This window comes from Luteolibacter sp. Populi, from assembly GCF_040801775.1.
Taxonomy (GTDB): Bacteria; Verrucomicrobiota; Verrucomicrobiia; order Verrucomicrobiales; family Akkermansiaceae; genus Haloferula.
The window spans coordinates 24,309-43,607 of sequence record NZ_CP161812.1 but is presented as its reverse complement, the minus strand read 5'-3'; the positions used below and the strand labels follow the sequence as shown (position 1 = coordinate 43,607).

Annotated in this window: 15 protein-coding genes and 1 tRNA gene; 6 read left to right on the top strand and 10 right to left on the bottom strand. The window is 63.7% G+C overall.

Translation table 11 applies throughout. From position 1 onward, the window contains the following. Positions 1-479: 479 nt before the first annotated feature. Together ABWK72_RS00180 and ABWK72_RS00175 are read right to left on the bottom strand one after the other, a co-directional pair. Entirely contained in the window at positions 480-776 is a 297-nt protein-coding gene (locus ABWK72_RS00180; RefSeq protein WP_367872753.1) for a hypothetical protein, read from the bottom strand. A 139-nt stretch (positions 777-915) separates the two neighbouring features. Then, a tRNA-Leu gene (locus tag ABWK72_RS00175) sits at positions 916-999 on the bottom strand. Between the two features lie 146 nt (positions 1,000-1,145). Between ABWK72_RS00175 and ABWK72_RS00170 the strand changes: the two genes are divergently transcribed. Beyond that, positions 1,146-4,121, top strand: a complete 2,976-nt coding sequence (locus ABWK72_RS00170) for a M16 family metallopeptidase (protein WP_367872752.1) — start codon at positions 1,146-1,148, stop codon at positions 4,119-4,121. Positions 4,122-4,271: 150 nt separating this feature from the next. Here the strand turns inward: ABWK72_RS00170 and acpS are convergent, their stop codons facing one another. The 5 genes from acpS to ABWK72_RS00145 form a co-directional block, all read right to left on the bottom strand. Further along, on the bottom strand, positions 4,272-4,655 hold the full coding sequence (gene acpS, locus ABWK72_RS00165; RefSeq protein WP_367872751.1) for a holo-ACP synthase: 384 nt from the start codon (positions 4,653-4,655) through the stop codon (positions 4,272-4,274). A gap of 48 nt (positions 4,656-4,703) precedes the next feature. Then, positions 4,704-5,738 (bottom strand): pyridoxine 5'-phosphate synthase, encoded by a 1,035-nt coding sequence (locus ABWK72_RS00160; RefSeq protein ID WP_367872750.1) that lies wholly within the window; start codon positions 5,736-5,738, stop codon positions 4,704-4,706. A 35-nt stretch (positions 5,739-5,773) separates the two neighbouring features. Then, complete coding sequence (locus ABWK72_RS00155; protein ID WP_367872749.1) at positions 5,774-6,556, bottom strand: nuclease-related domain-containing protein; 783 nt, start codon at positions 6,554-6,556, stop codon at positions 5,774-5,776. 110 nt (positions 6,557-6,666) lie between these two features. After that, the gene (gene purH / locus ABWK72_RS00150; protein ID WP_367872748.1) at positions 6,667-8,208 is read right to left on the bottom strand and encodes a bifunctional phosphoribosylaminoimidazolecarboxamide formyltransferase/IMP cyclohydrolase; all 1,542 of its coding nucleotides are present in this window, start codon (positions 8,206-8,208) and stop codon (positions 6,667-6,669) included. Between the two features lie 134 nt (positions 8,209-8,342). Further along, complete coding sequence (locus tag ABWK72_RS00145) at positions 8,343-9,197, bottom strand: fumarylacetoacetate hydrolase family protein (RefSeq protein ID WP_367872747.1); 855 nt, start codon at positions 9,195-9,197, stop codon at positions 8,343-8,345. 580 nt (positions 9,198-9,777) lie between these two features. On the opposite strand from ABWK72_RS00145, the gene ABWK72_RS00140 reads away from it, so the two are divergent. From ABWK72_RS00140 to ABWK72_RS00120, 5 genes are all read left to right on the top strand, one after another. Further along, positions 9,778-10,944 carry a helix-turn-helix domain-containing protein gene (locus tag ABWK72_RS00140; protein WP_367872746.1) on the top strand — a complete coding sequence of 389 codons (1,167 nt, stop codon included), beginning with the start codon at positions 9,778-9,780 and terminating at the stop codon, positions 10,942-10,944. 163 nt (positions 10,945-11,107) lie between these two features. Further along, positions 11,108-12,238 (top strand): tRNA guanosine(34) transglycosylase Tgt, encoded by a 1,131-nt coding sequence (gene tgt / locus ABWK72_RS00135; protein ID WP_367872745.1) that lies wholly within the window; start codon positions 11,108-11,110, stop codon positions 12,236-12,238. Beyond that, on the top strand, positions 12,235-12,576 hold the full coding sequence (yajC, locus tag ABWK72_RS00130; RefSeq protein ID WP_367872744.1) for a preprotein translocase subunit YajC: 342 nt from the start codon (positions 12,235-12,237) through the stop codon (positions 12,574-12,576). The genes tgt and yajC overlap by 4 nt, the downstream gene beginning before the upstream one ends. Positions 12,577-12,623: 47 nt before the next feature. Continuing rightward, positions 12,624-15,080 (top strand): protein translocase subunit SecD, encoded by a 2,457-nt coding sequence (gene secD, locus ABWK72_RS00125; RefSeq protein ID WP_367872743.1) that lies wholly within the window; start codon positions 12,624-12,626, stop codon positions 15,078-15,080. A 152-nt stretch (positions 15,081-15,232) separates the two neighbouring features. Continuing rightward, a complete protein-coding gene (locus tag ABWK72_RS00120) occupies positions 15,233-15,961 on the top strand; it encodes a hypothetical protein (RefSeq protein ID WP_367872742.1) in 729 nt (242 codons plus the stop codon). 480 nt (positions 15,962-16,441) lie between these two features. Here ABWK72_RS00120 and trxB read toward each other — a convergent pair whose 3' ends face one another. The 3 genes from trxB to ABWK72_RS00105 form a co-directional block, all read right to left on the bottom strand. Beyond that, on the bottom strand, positions 16,442-17,371 hold the full coding sequence (gene trxB, locus ABWK72_RS00115) for a thioredoxin-disulfide reductase (RefSeq protein ID WP_367872741.1): 930 nt from the start codon (positions 17,369-17,371) through the stop codon (positions 16,442-16,444). A gap of 110 nt (positions 17,372-17,481) precedes the next feature. After that, the gene (locus ABWK72_RS00110) at positions 17,482-18,051 is read right to left on the bottom strand and encodes a DUF2238 domain-containing protein (protein ID WP_367872740.1); all 570 of its coding nucleotides are present in this window, start codon (positions 18,049-18,051) and stop codon (positions 17,482-17,484) included. A gap of 331 nt (positions 18,052-18,382) precedes the next feature. Then, positions 18,383-19,096: a Type 1 glutamine amidotransferase-like domain-containing protein gene (locus tag ABWK72_RS00105; protein ID WP_367872739.1), complete on the bottom strand. Its 714-nt coding sequence runs from the start codon at positions 19,094-19,096 to the stop codon at positions 18,383-18,385. Positions 19,097-19,299: the final 203 nt, after the last annotated feature.

Below are 19,299 nucleotides of genomic sequence, written 5' to 3'. Positions count from 1 at the left end.
CCAAAACCCCGTCAAGCACCGCCGCAAAAAAAGACATGACTCGGCATAAGATTCCCGAATTCGCGGCCAAGACTCCCCGAATAGCGGTTGCGCATCATCCGCTATCATCCCCCCGCCCCCCCTCCCCAACCTGGATATCCCCGAAACCTCCGGACCGGTCCTCACACCGGGAGCCGGCCTGCAAGGCCCGCTCCCGGCGCGACTCCCTCCCTAAGCCGGCCCGGAGAGTTTCGGGGCGTCCTGTACTTCTATGAATTTCATCCCACCGGCCGCTAGTAGGGCAGGTTTGCGGACCCCTCGGTCTATCGGGAGCTCATGACACAGCCCTGACAGGGACCTGGAGGGTCGCCGTTCGCGGCGACCCTCCTTTTTCTTTAAGAGATATCAGGCCGAACCAGCTTTGACCGGCGAATGACCGGCCCGGTTCCGAGAAGAAAGCGGGCAGCCCTCATCCACTGACGCCGCCGGAAGGAGCGCTGCTAGATCCCGAGCAGGGCCAAGAGGAACCAGTGGTAGACCAGCGCAAAGAGAAGCAGGCCCGCAAACCCGAGGCCGATGACCGCTTTCCACGAGCGGTGGAAGGAAGCGAGAATGGTTCCCAAAACAGCTCCAACGATTGCACCGTCCGATAGGTAGGCGGTGGGTCGAATGGAAGGACCTACGAACGAGCGGGCGGTGAGCTGGCTGACGAGGCTACCCAGCAGCACGCCGATCAGGATGAACCCCGCCGCACGGACGAATCTTCGCGAGGAGACATGTGGGGTGCCGCCGACCATCCTGAGATGCGTGGCATGATAAGGACGGAGGGAGAAGCGTTTGTTGAAGTCCTCCCTGAAGCCGGCCTTGCACCGTCACCTTTCAAGGGCACAAAAAGGAGCCTCAGCAGGCCCCTTAACTCTCTGATTTGAAAAACAATACGCACGAGTGGACTCGAACCACCACGGGGTTGCCCCCACTAGAACCTGAATCTAGCGCGTCTACCAATTCCGCCACGCGCGCGTTTTGTTTTGCCCCGCCGGATCGGCGGGGCGGAAAAGCACCACGCCGGGCGAAATATTGCAATACCGATTCTCGGAAAAAATTCCCTGCCCGCGGTGACGCTTTCCCCGTTGCCAATCCCGCCTCCGTCAAGCGAGGTTCATGCCATGCGGAATCCGGCTCCCATCATCCTCAGCCTGCTTCTGGCCGCCGTGGCGGCCTTCTTCCTGATCAGCAAACCGGAGCCGCCTAAGGTGACGGTGACGCCGCCGCAGGAAACGCCCGCCGCCGAGACGACCGAGGCCGCCCCGGACGCCGGGAAAGCCCCGGACGCGAAGCCGCCGGTGGCGGTGAAGACCGAGGCTCCGGTGGCAGCGAGTCCCGATGGTGCCAAGCCGTGGCCGCAGGAGCAGAGCGATATCAAGCCCGACCCGAAGGCGGTCTTCGGCAAGCTGCCGAACGGCCTGCGCTACATGATCGTGCCGAATGCCGAGCCGCCGAACCGCGTTTCGCTGCGCCTGCACATCGCCACCGGTTCGCTGATGGAGACGGATGACCAGCGCGGCCTGGCCCACTTCCTGGAGCACATGGTCTTCAATGGCTCGAAGCACTTCACGCCCGACGACCTGATCCCGAAGATGCAGCGCCTCGGCATCGGCTTCGGCGCGCACGTGAATGCCTACACTTCCTTCGACGAGACGGTCTACATGCTCGACCTGCCGGACCTGTCCAAGGACATGCTCGATCTGGGCTTCACCGTGATGCGCGACTTCGGCGACGGGGCGAAGCTCGACATCGAGGAGATCGACAAGGAGCGCGGCGTGATTCTTTCGGAGAAGACCACTCGCGATAGCGTGGGGATGCGGCTGATGCTGAAGCAATTCGGCGAGCTCCTGCCGGATTCGCTGGTGCCGAAGCGCTTCCCGATCGGCGAGGAAGAGGTCATCAAGAACGCGACGCGCGAGCGCTTCGTCGATTACTACACGCGCTTCTACACGCCGCAGCGGATGACCTTCATCGTGGTCGGCAATGTCGATCCGGCGGCCTTCGAGGCGCAGATCAAGGAGAGCTTCGGCAGCTTGGCCAATCCGGCGGATGCCGGGAAGAACCCTGATCTCGGCAAGATCACGCCGGTTGAGGGTGTGAAGGCGGCGGTCTTCACCGACAAGGAGGTGCCCTCCACCAGCCTGAGCCTGGTTTCCGTGCGCTCCTTCGCGCCGGTCGCGGACACCCGCACCCGGCGGCTTTCGATGCTGCCGCTGGAGCTGGCGCACGCTGCGATCGCCCGCCGTTTCGAGCGCCTGGCGAAGGCCGACGGCTCACCGGTCACGGGTGGCAGCGCGAGCCGCGAGGAGCTTTTCAATCATGCCGAGCTGGGTTCCTTCGATGTGGCGGTGGCTGACGACCGCTGGCAGGAGGCGCTGCCGGTGTTGGAGCAGGAGTATCGCCGCGCGGTGGAATTCGGCTTCACCGAGTCCGAACTCGCCGAGGCCAAGGCCAACGTGCTGAATGCTTACCAGCAGGCGGTGAAGACCGCGCCGAGCCGCAAGTCCGACGCGCTGGCGACCGGCATCGCGCGCTCGATCAACGAGGGCTCGGTCTTCTCCACGCCGGAGACGGATCTGGAGATCATCAGCGGCGGTCTGGACACCGCGACTCCGGAGACCTGCCACGTCGCCTTCCGCGACTTCTGGGCGAACCGCGGCTTCCACCTGGTGCTGACCACGAAGGTCGAGCCGGAGAACGCTGTCGCTACCTTGTCCTCCCTCTACGAGGAATCCCGTGGCAAGGAGATCGAGGCGCCGGAGCAGAAGAACATGATTCCCTTCGGCTATTCCGCCTTCGGCAATCCGGGCACGGTGAAGAGCCGCAAGGACATCGCCGATCTCGGCCTGAGCCAGCTCATGCTCTCGAACGGCGTGCGGCTGAACTTCAAGCAGACTGACTTCGAGAAATCCGGCATCCGCATTCTCGCCCGCATCGGCTCCGGCAAGCTGACCCAGCCGAAGGATTCACCGGGGATCGATTTCTTCGCCGCCAGCGTCTTCGATGCCGGTGGTCTGGGCAAACACTCGGTGGACGATCTCCAGCAGATCCTGGCGGGGCGGAACGTCGGCACCGGCTTCTCGATCGCAGACGATGCCTTCATCCTTTCCGGGCGCACGACGCCCGAGGATCTCGAGTTGGAACTCCAGCTGATGTGCGCGCAGATGACCGACCCCGGCTATCGCGATGAGGCCCTGGTGCAATTCCGCAAGAGCATCCCGGAACTCTATCAGCAGATCCGCCACACCGTCGGCGGAGCGCAGGCGGGGCTGGAGTCCTGGCTCCACGGTGGCGACTTCCGCTGGACCCTGCCGGAGGAGACCAAGCTGGCTTCCTATACGCTGGATGACGCCCGCAAGTGGCTGACGCCGGCGCTCACGAAGGGCTACCTTGAGATCAGCATCGTCGGCGACTTCGATGAGAGCACGATGCTGCCGCTGGTCCTGAAGACCTTCGGAGCGCTCGGCCCGCGGGAGACCGAGAAACCCGCGCTGCCCGCGGCGCGCAAGGTCACTTTCCCGAAGGCACCGGCCGAGAAGACCTTCACCTACGACAGCAAGATTCCCCAAGCCACCGCCCACGTGGTGTGGAAGACCGAAGGCCTGCGCAACAACACCAAGTTCGTGCGCCGCCTGAACCTGCTCGGCGAGATTCTCAGCGATCGCCTGCGCAAGGAGATCCGCGAGAAGCTCGGTGCCTCTTACAGCCCCGGTGCCAATCCCGATGGCTCGGACGGCCTCGAAGGCTTCGGCTACCTGATCTCCGATGCGGTGGGCAAGCCCGAGGACGTGAAAAAGCTCACCGACGTCGCCGCGACGCTGGCCGCCGAACTTGCCGAGAAGGGCCTGGATGACGACGAACTGGACCGAGCCCGCAAGCCGGTGATCGCCCAGATCGAGAAGAGCAAGCGCGACAACTCTTACTGGCTCGGCAACGTGCTGGCCAAATCGCAGGAGACTCCCGACGTTCTCGATCTGGTCCGCGGCCGGGATGCCGACGTGGCCTCGATAACTCCGAAGGATCTGGGCGAGATCGCCAAGAAATACCTCGGCGAGAAGAACGCGATCAAGATCCAGCTGCGGTCCGAGGCGAAGTAAGCCCGCTAAGAGGCTGTCTTAAAAAGGCAGGGATCGCTCTCCGAGCGGTCCGGCTCCAATCCGAGCCAGCATCGTAGCGGGGCTTCAACCCGTCCCCCGCCGGACCTTTCGGAGAAAGGTCACTGCCTTCGCCAGTTTTCAGACAGCCACTCACTCCCCCAGCGCCACGGCATTCGCCGCGGCGTAGTGGTGGGCGTGGCTGAGGCTGATCTTCACCTCGCCGATCCCGCGAGCCTCCGCGAAGGCCTTGCCCGTTCCTGTCAGGACGAGCTCCGGCTCGCCGCTATCCTTGCGGACGATTTCCATGTCCAGCCAGCCGAGTTCCTTGCCGATGCCGGTGCCGAAGGCCTTGGCCACCGCTTCCTTCGCCGCGAAGCGCGCGGCGTAGTGGATCTCCGGCCGGCGCTGGGCATCGCAATAGGCCCGCTCGGCCTCGGTGAAGATGCGGGTGGCGAAGCGTTCGCCGAATTCCGCCATCGAGGAACCGATGCGCTCCACCTCCACCACGTCGATGCCGATGCCGATGATGCGCATGCGGGGAAGTTCCAAGGGAGAAGTGCCAAGTGCCAAGCTTGAACTTGCTCAAACAAGCGGATAGCCGGCCATCAGCGCCTTCATCTCCGCCACCGCGGCGGTGAAGCCGATCCGCATCGCCCGCGAGACGATGCTGTGGCCGATATTCAGCTCTGCCAGGTGCGGCACGACGAAGAGGCGGTGGATGTTCGCGTAATTGATGCCGTGCCCGGCATTCACCTGCAGGCCCGCGGCGTGGCCGGCCTTGGCCGCCGCGATCAGTCTCGCGATCTCGCGTTCGAGGTCGCCGTCGACGGCATTGGCGAAGCACCCGGTGTGCAGCTCGATCATCTCGGCGCCGCTCGCGGCTGCCGCTTCGATCTGGTGCAGATCGGGATCGATGAACAGGGATACGCGAATCCCCGCGTCGTGCAGCCGGGCCACGCAGGCCTTCACTTCAGCCAGGCGTCCTGCAGCGTCGAGGCCACCTTCCGTGGTGACTTCTTCCCGCGTCTCCGGGACCAGGCAGGCGAACTCCGGCCGCAGTTCCAGCGCCAGCGCGGTCATCTCGGCGGTCACGCCGATTTCAAGGTTCACCGGCAGGGCGCAGCCCTTGCGGATCTCGAAGGCATCGCGGTCCTGCATGTGGCGGCGGTCTGCGCGGACGTGAATCGTGATCGAGTCCCCTCCCCCCGCCTGCGCATCCAGCGCGGCCTGCAAGGGCGAAGGCTCCGCATTCGGCGAATCGGGCAGCAAGGCATAGCGCGCCTGCCGCAAGGTCGCCACATGATCGATGTTCACCCCCAGGAGCATGGCGATGCCATAGTCCTGCGGCAGGCGAGACGCACTTAAAAAATTCACACGGATGAAAGGCAGAATAATGGGCGGTTGGGGGGAACGAAACGCGGAGGCGCAGAGGAGATCGCGGAGAAAGGGAGCAGCTAGATTCACGATCCGCATCGGGGTGCCAGCGGGAATGAAGGAATTCTCCTCCTGCAATTGTGCGGGCATGACCTCGCCATCCGCCAAACGCTTTGCGTCCCGCGCGCGGGCACGCCGCTTCTGCCGCCGCAAGGCCTCGAAACTGACTTCACGTCCTTTCACCCGCAGCGATGATAGCCGCCGAACGCCCGCGCCGGTCATGCCGACCCCGCACGGGACACAAGGCGCTGACCTGCGGCTGCCGGTGCGTCCTGCCTGCCTGCCGACCACGGTGATGGCGGCAGAGGAGGCGGCAGGATTTCCGCGATCTCCCCGGGGAGGTCGCGTTCGCCGGTGACGCGCGGGCCTTGGCGGCCGCGCTCTTTCAACTGCTGCAGATGCTTGACCCGGGCCGCCTTGCGGTCCGTCTGCTTCTCCAGTTCCTCCACCTTCAGGATGGCTTCCTGGAGCATCGCATCGTCCAGCATCACCACGCGGTGACTCGCGATCCAGCCGCAGAGGTCGCTGCAGATCACATTGTCCGGCATCTCGGTGCGGAAATCCCCGTCCACGAAGAAGACCAGCGAGTGGAGCTTCCGGTCCACCAAGCCCAGCAGGACCTTCACCGCCTGCACGTGAAGATAGTTCTGATGCAGCGGGTTCGGGAACTGCCGGTTGCGGCCGAAGATCGACTGCGTCCACATTTTCTGCCGGGTGCTGCCGAAGATCCAGCCGTCGTAATTCTTCGTCTCCAGCACGAAGACCCCGAAGCGCGAGATCACCACGTGATCCACCTGGGTCAGACCGGTCCCGTCCGCACGCGGGAGATAGAGATCGTGGAAGACGCGATACAACTCCGGATTGAGATCTTCCAAGCGCTTCTTCACCAGCTTCTCCCCAGCCGCTCCTTTCGACCGGATCGGGCGCAATCCCACCAGGATGCCGACCAGACTGGTCGTCACCATCAGGAACAGGATCATGGCGGCGGCGAGGAGAACCACTTCTTCAAGCTATCACGCGCCGCCCCTTCCACTATCACGTGATCACGTGAAAGAGCGCCTGATCGCCCCGACATCGGAGCAGCCATCGACGACGCGAGTCGTCGACCGCATCAATGCCTGAAATGCCGGTGGCCGGTGAAGATCATCGCCATGCCCGCGGCATCCGCGGCGGCGATGACTTCTTCATCCCGCATCGATCCGCCGGGCTGAATGCAGGCGGTGGCACCGGCTTCGATCGCGGCTTGCAGGCCGTCCGCGAAGGGGAACATCGCGTCCGAAGCGAGCACCGAGCCCTTCAGCTCAAGTCCGGCTTCCTTCGCCTTCCAGACCGCGATCCGCGAGCTGTCGACCCGGCTCATCTGGCCGGCGCCGATGCCGAGCGTGCGGTCGGACTTCGCGTAGACAATCGCATTCGACTTCACGTGCTTCACGACCCGCCAGGCGAAGCGCATCGCGCGCATCTCTTCTTCCGTCGGCGGGCGCTTGGTCACGACCTTGCTTTCAAGATTGTCGAGGCCCAGCGCGGTGTGGTCGCGGTCCATGACCATCAGGCCACCCGGACAGGAGCGGATCACCGGCGCACGCTTCGAAGCCAGATAGGCGTCGTTGAGCTTCATGATGCGCAGGTTCTTCTTCTTCTGCAGCACCGCACGGGCTTCCGGTTCGTAGTCCGGCGCGATGATCACGTCGGTGAAAATCTCCGAGATGATCCGCGCCACGCCTTCCGTGAGCGGGCGGTTGCAGACGATCACGCCGCCGAAGGGTGCCTGGCGGTCGGTCTCGAAAGCCTTCTGCCAAGCCACCCGCAGGTCCTCGTCATCCTGGCCCACGCCGCAGGGATTGGTGTGCTTGAGGATGCCGATGGTCGGTCGCACGAAGTCCAGGATCAGGTCCGCCGCGGCCTCGATGTCGAGGATATTGGTGTAGCTGAGTTCCTTCCCCTGGAGTTGGGTGAAGCAGCTCTTGAAATCCCCGTAGAGCGCGGCCTTCTGGTGCGGATTGTCGCCGTAGCGCAGATCCATCTCCAGCGGCAGGCTGACGATGAAATTCGAGCGCGAACCCTGGCCGCACTGGCCGAGGTAGTTCGAGATCGCCGCATCATATTGCGAGGTGCGCAGGAAAACCTTCACCGCCAGGTGCTCGCGGAAGCCGATGGTGGTGTTCCCGCCATGCTCCATCATCTCCTCGATCACCCGCGGATAGTCCAAAGGGTCGGTGACCACGGTCACGGCCACGTAGTTCTTCGCCGCGCTGCGCAGCATCGAGGGCCCGCCGATGTCGATGTTCTCGATCGCGTCGCTCAAGGTCACGTCCGGCCGGGCGATGGTCTGCTCGAAGGGGTAGAGATTCACCACCACCAGATCGATGGGCGGGATATTGTGCTCCTTGGCCTGCGCCAGGTGCTCCTTGTCATCGCGCTTGTGGAGCAGGCCGCCGTGGACCTTCGGGTGGAGGGTCTTGAGACGACCTTCGAAAAGCTCCGGAGCGCCGGTGAATTCGGAGACATCGATCACCGGGAGACCGGTCTCGCGCAGCGCCTTGGCCGTGCCACCGGTCGAGAGCAGCTCGACGCCTTGCTCGTGAAGATGCTTGGCGAATTCGGCGAGACCCGTCTTATCGGAGACGGAGAGAAGAGCACGTGCGATACGCATCAGGTTCGGATGGTTGGAAAATCAGGACGACGCGCCCGGCGTAGTCCGCAACTGCGACGATGGGCAAGCGCGGATTGCAGGGAGGGATTCCCCGCCATCGCGCTGAAGGCCTGCATTCGATGTCCGGTCTTTCGTCATGGTGCAGCCACCACCCTCTGCCGCATTTCCCCGAGTCCTTCGATTCCCAATTCCACGCAATCCCCCGGGGCGAGGTAGCGCGGCGGCTTCATGCCCATCCCCACGCCCGCAGGCGTGCCGGTCGCGATCACGTCCCCGGGCAGCAGGGTCATGAAGCGGCTGATGTAGGCGACCAGATGGCGCACGCCGAACATCATGTCCCCGGTCCAGCCGTTCTGGCGGAGTTCGTTGTTCACCTTGCACCACAGCCGCAGTCCCTGCGGGTCCGGCACCGCCTCGGCGGGCACCAGCCACGGCCCCATCGGGCCGAAGGTATCGTGGCTCTTGCCCTTCGTCCATTGGCCGCCGAGTTCCTTCTGCCAGGCCCGCTCCGAGTAGTCGCAGAAGACCGAGTAGCCTGCCACGTGCTCCAGCGCGAACTCCTCCTTCACATTGGCGGCGGTCTTGCCGATCACCACCGCCAGCTCGACTTCGTAGTCCAATTTCTTCGCGCCGTAAGGGCAGATCACGTCGTCGTGCGGCCCGCTCCAGCAGGTGCTGGCCTTCATGAAAAGCACCGGCTCGGTCGGGATGCCCTCCCCGAATTCCTTGGCGTGCTCCAAGTAGTTCTTCCCCACGCAGACGATCTTCGAGGGCCGGTCCACGGGCGGACCCAGCCGCACATCCTGCGGAATCTCCTCCGCGTCCGGACAGCCGTCCTCCACCCAGGCTTGCAAGGCCTCCAGGCCCCCCATCGCGAAAAACCCCTCGTCGTAGTCGTTGAACTGGCCACCCGTGTCCAGCCAGCGCCCGTCTTTCAGAATGATCCCGGGCTCCTCCCTGCCTGCCTCGCCATAGCGAATTAGCTTCATTCCCTGACTCCTAACAAGCGATGCCCCCGCTGGCAACCCACCGCTCCTTCCCAAGCGCCGATCTCTCCCTAAACCATTGAAAATGCAACATTCAGCCGCTTTGCGTTGGAAAAGTCACTTTTCAAGGTCAATTAATCCTTTCCTATTCCCGATATTTTACGTAATTTTTGATCGCGCGTCATGCTTCTGCGTGCCGCGCACAGGCCAGGCCGTGCAGCGTATCCCTTACGAAGGATTTGACCTCTGGGGGGAGATCGATCCGAAAGATTCGCCGAACGGAAAACCTGGACTACCCAGAAAGGGCGCGAACCATGACTCCGGGGGGAATCTAGTTCGCGCCCTTTCCATTTCCGCTCCGCGGAAATGAAGTCCCAATCACCAATCTTCCAATCATCAATCGGAGTGCGCGCTACCGCGCGGCGGGTGGGGGTGGCTATGATAGCTGCCTTCCCCGCCTTTGGCTTTCATTGGTCCAGGTTCAGGACATAGGTAACACGATTGGTTCAGGACATGGGTAACACCTGGCCTCTCCGTTTTCCCTCTGGGAAGGTGGGGGATGCCGTGGAAAGAGACCCCTAAAATGGACCTTAAAATCGAATTCGCCTTGAAGGCGATCAAAAGCGCCGACTTCAAGGGGCCGTGCGCCGAGTATGGCATCAGCCGCAAGACCGGCTACAAATGGCAGGCCCGCTTCCTGGAGCACGGGATGGCGGGGATGGAGGACCGCAGCCGCCGGCCGCATGCCAGTCCCGACGGGCTGGCCGAAGCCGTGGTTTGCGAGATCGTAAAGCTCAAGCAAGCGCACCCGCACTGGGGACCGCGCAAGATCCGCGCCCTTTACGGGCGCAAGCACGCCGGGGAGATCCCGTGTGAAAGCAGCTTCAAGCGGGTCCTGGAACACGCCGGATTGACCGTCCCGCGCAAGACCCGGGCGGCGCGCGACGGAGGCCGCATCGCCTCCGGGCTCAAGGCGGAAAAGCCCAACGAGATCTGGACCATCGACTTCAAGGGGTGGTGGTTGGGAGCCGACGGGCAGAAGGTCGAGCCGCTGACAGTGCGGGACGAACATAGCAAGATGCTGCTGGAAATGCGGGCGCTGGAGAGCTCGCGGACCGCCCCGGTGCGGGCCTGCTTCGAGCGCCTGTTCGAGCTCCACGGCCTGCCCGGTGCGATCCGCAGCGACAACGGCCCGCCGTTTGCGACCCATGCCGGGCTGCTGGGATTGAGCAAGCTCTCGTGCTGGTGGCTGGCCCTGGGCATCGGCTTGGAGCGCAGCCGGCCGGGCTGCCCGCAGGACAACGGCGCCCACGAGCGGATGCACCTCGACATCAGCCGCGAGCTGCAGGCCGGGCGGATCGGCCGCGACCAGGCCGCCTTCGACGTGTGGCGGCACGAATACAACCACGAGCGCCCCCACGAGTCGCTCGGCATGAAGATGCCCGCCGAGATCTACATCCCCTCGGCGCGGCGCTATGAAGGCACCCCTGACGAACTCGACTACGGCGGGATGGAAACGCGCCGGGTCAATCCGCGCGGCGGCACCATCAGCCACCGCGGCGAGAAGATCCTCATCAGCACTGCCCTGGGCGGCTGGAGCGTCGGGCTGTCGCCGCGGCCCGACGGGCTGATCGAGGTGTGGTTTGCCGGGCTGCTGGTAGGCCATCTTGATGAAACGACCGCCAGCTTCGCCGCCGCCCGGCCGGGCGGCGGCGAAGCTGGCCAACCCGTCGCTGAAGTGTCACCCTGAACCCGAACCGTGTTACCCATGTCCTGAGCTAAAAGTGTTACCCATGTCCTGACTGCGCCGTCCTGACTGCGCCATTGGATGTTCGATGTTGGACGTTCGATGTTCGATGTTCGCCTTTTCAGCCTTTCCCCCCGCCTGGTTTCCCCGTAAACCGCGCGCCCCGATGTTCCACGTCCTCGCCCGCGATCCTTCCTGCCTTGCCCGCCGCGGTCGCATGGAGCTGGCCCACGGCAGCGTGGAAACCCCGATCTTCATGCCGGTGGGCACGCAGGGCTCGGTCAAGACCCTCCACCCCGAAGAACTCGATCTCCTCGGCGCGCAGATCATTCTGGGCAATACCTACCACCTCTGGCTGCGCCCCGGTCACGGCCTGATCAAGGACCTCGGCGGGCTGCACAAGTTCGCCACCTGGGAGCGCCCGATGCTGACGGATTCCGGCGGCTTCCAGGTCTGGTCCCTCGCCAAACTCCGCAAAATCACCGAGGAAGGCGTCCGCTTCCAGAACCACCTCGATGGCTCGCGGATGATGCTCACCCCCGAGCTGAGCATGGAAATCCAAGCCGCCCTCGGCTCGGACATCGCCATGCTCTTCGACGAGTGCCCGCCCTACCCCTGCGAGCGCGAGTACGCCGAGAAATCCCTGGGCCTCACCACCCGCTGGGCCAAGCGCTGCAAGGACTGGGTCGAAACCAACCGGCCCACCAGCGGCAGCGGCATCCAGCGCCACTTCGGCATCGTGCAGGGCTCGGTCTGGGCGGATCTCCGCGAGCGCTCGGCCCGAGAGCTGGTCGAGATCGGCTTCGACGGCTACGCCATCGGCGGCGTCTCCGTCGGCGAGCCGGAGGAGGAGATGATGCGCGCCGTGGAACATAGCGTGCCCTTCCTCCCGGAGGACAAGCCGCGCTACGCCATGGGCCTCGGCACCCCGCCGCAGATCCTTGAAATGATCGGGCGCGGCGTGGACATGTTCGATTGCGTGATGCCCACCCGCGTCGCCCGCCACGGCCAGGCCTTCACCCTCGACGGACCGATCCACATCAAGAACCTCATTTTCGAGCGCGACGAGCGCCCGCTCTGCGAGAGTTCCCACCCGCATGTCGCACGCTTCTCCCGGGCCTATATCCGCCACCTTTTCCGTGCCGGGGAAATCCTCGCTTTGCGGTTGCTTTCCTTTCACAATCTGCATTTCTTCCTCCGCCTCGCCGCTAACGCGCGGGAGGCCATCAGCGACGGCAAGTTCCTCGAATTCAAGGAGTCCTTCATCCGCCGCTATACCCAATCGAAATCAGCATGACGTTCTTTTCCCAGTTGCTCCTCGCGCAAGGAGACACCCAGCCGCCCCAAGGCGGGATTTTCGGCAATCAGTTCCTGTTCTTCGGGCTGATGATCGTCATGTTCTATTTCCTGCTGATCCGGCCGCAGCAGCGCCAGCGCAAGGAGTTGGAAAAACGCCTCGCCGCCCTCCAAAAGGGCGATGAAGTCGTCACCACCGCCGGCATCCACGGCATCGTCCACAACGTCAAGGACAAGACCGTCGTCCTCAAGGTCGCGGAAGGCACCATGATCGAGTTCGACAAGCCCGCCGTGGCCACCGTTCTCAAGAAGGAGAGCGCCGCCGCCGTATCCAAGTAATCCGCGCCGGCCCCTCCCGCGCGCCTCATCCGTCACGCTTTCCCGTTATGTTCACGCCCACCGTTCTCGCGGCTTCGCTGCTCAAGGACCCGATGCTCCTGTTCCTTTCGGGACTCGCGCTGCTGGTCCTCTTTTTCTGGTACTTCGCCACCGATGTCGAGATCCGGAAGCGGAACATCGGCACGATCCTGATCATCGGCACCTGCGTCCTCTGCGCGCTCGCCATCTACCCGCCGAAGGAGAACCTGAAGGGCGGCATCAACCTCGTCGGCGGCTTCTCCTATACCCTCCAGGTCCAGCCGAAGATCGACGAAGACACCGGCAAGCCGATCCCGCTCACCCCGGACGATCTCAAGCAGGCCAAGAGCATCATCGAGAAGCGCCTCAACGCGCTCGGCACCACCGAAATGGAAGTGGTGGAACAGGGCACCGACAAGATCCTGGTCCAGATCCCCGGCGTGGCCGCCGAAGATGCCCCCGGCGTCAGAAAGACCCTGGACCAAGTCGCCAAGCTCGAACTCCGCCGCGTCAATCAGGACGGCTTCAAGCAGGACGGTCCGGGCAATCTTACCCTCGCCGAACGGATCTTCAAGCGCGAGGCCCCGCGCATGCCGGGCTACACCGCCTACGAGTACAAGCAGACGCATGAGGACATCGAACGCACCAGCTACGTCCTCCTCACCAACCGCGCCGCCCTGACCGGCAAGGACGTGCAGGAAGCCTGGCCGAACAACCAGATGGGCAAGGTCGCCGTGTCCATCCGCCTCACCAGCGCGGGCGAGGACAAGATGATCAATCTGACCAAGGACATGAAAGAAGGGCAGGATAGCATCGCCGTGCTGCTCGACAACGAGGTTCTCACCGCCCCGGTGGTGCAGAAGGTTCCGCTCGGCAGGGATTTCGAGATCACCGGCCAGTCGAACCTGGAGGAAGCCCGCAGCCTCTCCAACGCCCTCAAGAACCCTCTGGAGAACCCCATGAGGATCATCAATGATCGCGAGATCTCGCCGAAGCTGGGTGCCACCGTGGTCAAGCAAGGCATGTGGTCCGGCATCGTCGGCCTCAGCATTACCGCGCTCTTCGTGCTGATCTACTACCGCACCGCGGGCATCGTGGCGCTCTTCGGCCTGGCCGTGAACGGCCTGATGGTCTTCGGCGGCATGGCGCTGTTCAACTTCACCTTCTCGTTGCCCGGCATCGCGGGGATGATCCTGACCATCGGCATGGCGGTGGATGCGAACGTGCTGATCTACGAACGATTGCGTGAAGAACTGGCCGCCGGCAAATCGCTAAAGACAGCCATCAGCGCCGCCTACGACAAGGCCTTCAGCGCGATTTTCGACTCGAACATCACCTCCCTGATCACCGCCATCATCCTCTTCTGGGTGGGCAGCGGCAGCATCAAGGGCTTCGCGGTGACCCTGACCATCGGCCTTCTATCCTCGATGTTCTCCGCGATCCTTGTCACCCGCGTGCTATTCCGCTGGGCCAACGATCTCAAACTGCTCAAGAGGCTCACCTTCCTCGACCTGATCAAGTCGACCAAGTGGGACTTCCTCTCGAAGGCCAAGCTCTCCTACGTCATCTCCGGGATCCTGATCGCCGCCAGCGTCGGCGCGGTCGCCTACCGCGGCGAGTCCAGCCTCGGCGTGGACTTCACCGGTGGCAGCATCCTGACCTTCCAATTGGACGACAAGCACCTCGACCCGCATGAAGTCGAGACCGCGGTCGCCAAGGTCGAGACCGCGAAGCTCGCTTCCGTGCAGTCGGAAAAGTCCATCACCGGCGAACTCCTCACGATCCGTTGCGCCGAAGGGGATGCGCCGAAAATCGAAGCCGCCTTGCGCGAGGCGTTCCCGCTGCTGGCGGAGAAGAGAATGTCCGGCGACAATGAAGTTTACGCCATCGCCGCCAACGTCGAAGGCGTCTCCGCCTCCCTCGGTTCGGACTTCATGAAGGAATCGCTGCTCGCGCTCGGCCTCGGTCTGATCGGCATCCTGATCTACATCACCCTCCGCTTCGAGTTCTCCTTCGCGCTCGGCGGTTTCGTCGCCCTGCTGCACGACGTGGTGCTCTCCGCGGGCATCGTGATCCTGCTCGGCAGCGAGCTCTCGCTGATCCACGTCGGCGCCTTGCTCACCATCGCCGGTTACTCGATCAACGACACCATCGTGATCTTCGACCGTATCCGGGAATCGCTCAAATCCAGCGAGGAGACCGATGTGAAGGAGCTGATGAACGAGGCCATCAACGCCACCCTCTCCCGCACCATCCTGACCTCGCTGACCACCATCGTCACCGTCGCGATCATCGCGATCTTCGGGGGTGCCGCGCTGAAGGACTTCGCGATCATGATCCTGATCGGCCTGGTGATCGGCACCTACTCCTCGATCTTCATCGCCTCGCCGGTGGTCTTGTGGTGGAGCCAGCGCAAGGGCGGCAGCCTGCGCAAGGAAGTGCTCCGCACGACCTTGGCAGAGTCCGATATCCACGCCACGCCCTGAGGCGACCGAAGGCGACCGCCCGGCCCGCCGGGCGCGAGAAGAATGATTCCCAGCAAGCCGTCCCTGACAGGACGGCTTGCTGCTTTTGCGGGGTGGAGCACCCTCGTCCGCTTCCCCTTGCAGCCCCCCGCCCGCACCGCCATGCTCGCGCCGTGAAACGCCTGATCCTCTTTCTCGCCGCCGCCTCCCCCTGCCTGGCTGGACAAGCGACCGACACGCCGGTCGCCCCCGCAGCCCCAGCCACACCGGAAAAGGAAACGCCGATCGGCATCGAGGTCGTCACCGGCTACCGCAGCGAATACATCCACCGCGGCTTCAAGCTCGCGGACGACCTCATCGACGTCCAGATCGAGGCCGAGATCGCCCTCTCCAACGAGTGGGTCCTCAATCTCGGCGGCTACTACGGCACCGCCACCGGCGACGAGGACTTCGCCGAGGCCTCCGCCTTCTTCGACCTCCGCTACGAGGCCAAGCAATGGACCGCCGGCCTGGCCACCACCTACCGGGACTACAAGGACTCCTTCTTCAAAGACGGGGTCGATATCAACCCGAGCTTCACCTGGCACCTCACCGATGACTGGGACCTCGGCACCGGCGTCGCCTACGACACCGGTGACGGCGGCTGGTATGGCAATCTCGAAGCCTCCTGGTCGAAGCCTCTCGGCCGCTCCTCCTTCATCGCCGCCAAGGCCGGCACCAGCTTCACCAACGACTACTACGGCAGCGACGGCTGGCACGACGTTTACGCGCGCCTGAGCTACACCTATGCCTTCAATGACAGCGTGGCCGTCACCCCTTTCGTGGGCACCTCGGTTCCGATGGAGAGTAGCCCGGAGACCGACCGGCTCTACGCCGGCATCTGGTTCGAGGTGAATTTTTAGGCCGGCGAACCTAACACCGTGCTTCGGGTTATCCATCATCGCGCCGGGAAGGTCTTCGCGACCTTTACCGTGCTGGGTCCCAAGCGCGGAACCCGTCCCACGCTCCGAAGATAGCGGAACGGAGCTGCCTTGAACGCCGGTAAGGATTCGCCTTCCGCGGCGCAGCCGCCGTGGACTGCGCGCAGCCTGCTGCCGCTGTCCCGATGCAGCCTGCTGCAAGGGGCGCTGCAAAGGCGGAGCGGCCCCAACGACTTCGCCGCATGCCTGCCCCCGGGACCGTTCTGCCTTCCGCGGCGCAGCCGCCGTGGACTGCGTGCAGCCTGCTGCAAGAGGGCGCTGCAAAGGCGGAGCACTGGAAAATGGCGAGCCGCGGACGGAGCGTGATTCGGCAGTGCGAGGTACTTCACGGCAGCAGGCTGCCTGCCGACAGCGGCAGCAGGCTGCGCGCAGTCCACGGTCGCTGTGCGACTGCCCTTCGCCTCACTCGTGGTCCGCCAGGTAGCGCTCGGCTTCCAGCGCCGCCGCACACCCCTGCCCGGCCGCGGTCACGGCCTGGCGGTAGTAGTGGTCGGCCACGTCACCGGCGGCGAAGAGGCCCGCGGTCTTGGTCGAGGTACGGCCCGGATTCTGCAAGATGTAGCCGTTCTCGTCCTTGTCGACCAGATCATCGGTCAGGAAGCCGCTGTTCGGCACGTGGCCAATGGCAACGAAGACGCACTTGAGTTCCAGCTCGCTCTTCTCGCCGGTGACCAGATTCTCGATCGTCACGGCCCGGACCTCGCCCGCGGCATCGGTCAGGTATTCGCTCACCGTGGAGTTCCACACCGGCTCGATCTTCGGGTTCGCAAGCGCGCGGTCGGCCATGATCTTGGAGGCGCGCAGTTCGCCGCGGCGGTGGATCAGATAGACCTTGCTGGCGAAGCGAGTCAGGAAGGTCGCTTCCTCGGCCGCGCTGTCGCCGCCGCCGATCACGGCCACCGGCACATCGCGGTAAAAGGCTCCGTCGCATGTCGCGCACGAGGTCAGGCCGCGGCCGATGAGCTTGTGCTCGTCCGGCAGGCCGAGGTGCTTGGGCGCGGCACCGGTCGCGATGATTACGGTGCGGGACTCGAAGTTGCCGGAAGAAGTGGTGACCAGGAAGGTCCCGTCCACGCGCTTCTCGACGCTCTCGACCTTGGTGTACTCGATCCGCGCGCCGAATTTCTCCGACTGCTTCTGCATGTTCATCATCAGCTCCGGGCCCATGATGCCCTCCGGGAAACCGGGGAAGTTCTCGACCTCGGTGGTGGTCGTGAGCTGGCCGCCCGGCTGCGTGCCGGTGAGCATGAGCGGGGTGAGATTGGCGCGGGCGGTGTAGATGGCAGCGGTGTAGCCGGCGCATCCGGTGCCGATGATGATGACGTTTTCCATGGTCCTGCGTGAGAAATCGGGGCGGCGGAGTATTCCGGCGGGATTGCCGTGCCGTCAACTGCGCGGGGCGGGAACTTGTAGCTTCGCCATCGAGCGGTCGTGCCAGACCCTCAGCACCAGCAGGGAAAAAGGGCTCCCAGCCCGGCCATGAACATGTCCGTCTGGGTGTCCCAGACGTCGCCCTGGGTCCCCAGGAAGGATTCCGAGGCCTCCTTGGAGACCAGCGCGGTGAGCCACTCGAACAATTCGTAGCAGGCGCTGAAGGCGAGGCAGAAGGAGATCACCGTGAAGCTCAGCCAACCGCGCCGCGCGAAGACCCGGTTCCGCACCAGGATCTCCCGGCACACGATCGCCGGGACCATCCCTTGGAAAAAGTGGCCGATCCGGTCATAGTGATTCCGCTCGAAGCCGAACCAGCCCTTGATCCACTCCCCCGGGGGTGCCAGCGCATAGGTGTAGTGCCCGCCCACCAGCAGCAGGATCATGTGCAGGCCGATGAGGACGAGTGCGAGCTTCGACATCATCCAGCCCTTCCGCGCGGCGATCCCCACCGCGACGAGGCCGATGAATACCGGCACCGTCTCCAGCCACCAAGTGACCGCATCATGCGGCCGCCACCCCGACCAGGCGATCCACGGCAGGATCAGGAACAGGAGCAAACGGTTCGGACAGATGCGCATCGTGACGGATGCTAGCGGGTCGGAGGCGGGTGTCGGTAGCAAAACGTTCAAGGCGCGGAGGCGGTGGAACTGCCGCCTGACGGACGGCTCCACTGGGAGCGCCGCGGCACCGCCCGGCAGAAGCCACCCCGACGACCCGTGAGATCACGGCGATCGAGTGGATGGCGACGTCGCGATGCTGCGGATCGAAGACGGGCAAAAGCCGTAAGGGACCGTTCTGCCGGGCGGTGCCACGGCGCTGATGGTGGGACCTATTTAGGACGGATTGCGACGGCTGCATTCAGTGCTTCTTCTCGGCCATTCCTCACACTAGCTTTGAAGCCCGATGAAGCTATCCACCAGCGTAAGCGGAGCTTTCCGAACCTTTTCCTAAAGCTGAGGCACGGAGCGCAGCGGAATTGTCTCCACCGCCGTGTTCGCTGCCGTGCGTTTTATCGATTATGACCTGTCCATCTGCGGCAGTCCGATAAGGAACACCCTTCAGATCATAGAAGGCAACTACGTCCTCCATTGCTGGTGACTCAGGATGATCACAGCGGAAATGAGGGACGAAATAGTAATCGATCAAACCCAGCCCATTCCACAGAACTTCGCCAGAATAGCCGTCCGCCTCCGCCTGTGGTTCGTCCGCTAAATGGATGCCCTCCAAAGAAGGAGACAGGACACAAGCGCCAGCACTGTAACCTGCATACAGAAAATTCGAATCTTCTTTCTTGGAGGCGAGGAACGCATCAAGGCCAGATTGGGCCATGGCACGCCTCAATAGGAAGGTGTTGCCGCCGACGACCCACAGCATGGTTGCTCCTTCCAGATGTTCCCGAAGAAGCTGCGGCTTGCCGAAAAATTTCCGAAGATCAAGTGATTCAGCAACGATTCCCGACTGCCTGAGATCCTCGATCTCGCGTGCGCGAACATTCCGGCAATGTTCAACGTTCCGCGAATGGTCGAGAGCATTGGACACTACGAAAGCTTTGCCTGTTCCTCGGAGTTTTCCAAGGTCAGCGCCTGACTCGCCGATGCGAAAGGATGAGAGATACAGGTTCATTATTCAGTGAACGTTGGAGCGCTGGCAACCGGCCAGCAAGAGGAAAGAGAAAGGTCATGAACTGGGAAGCCGACCCTGCTCCAAGTGGGGCATCCCGCGGACGGGACCCGATAGGGACCGATCTGACGGAGCCCCCCTCAAAAACTCGGGGGACGGAAAGCAGACCCACTCAGGCATGCCCCCCGTCCCCCATCCCTCTTCTG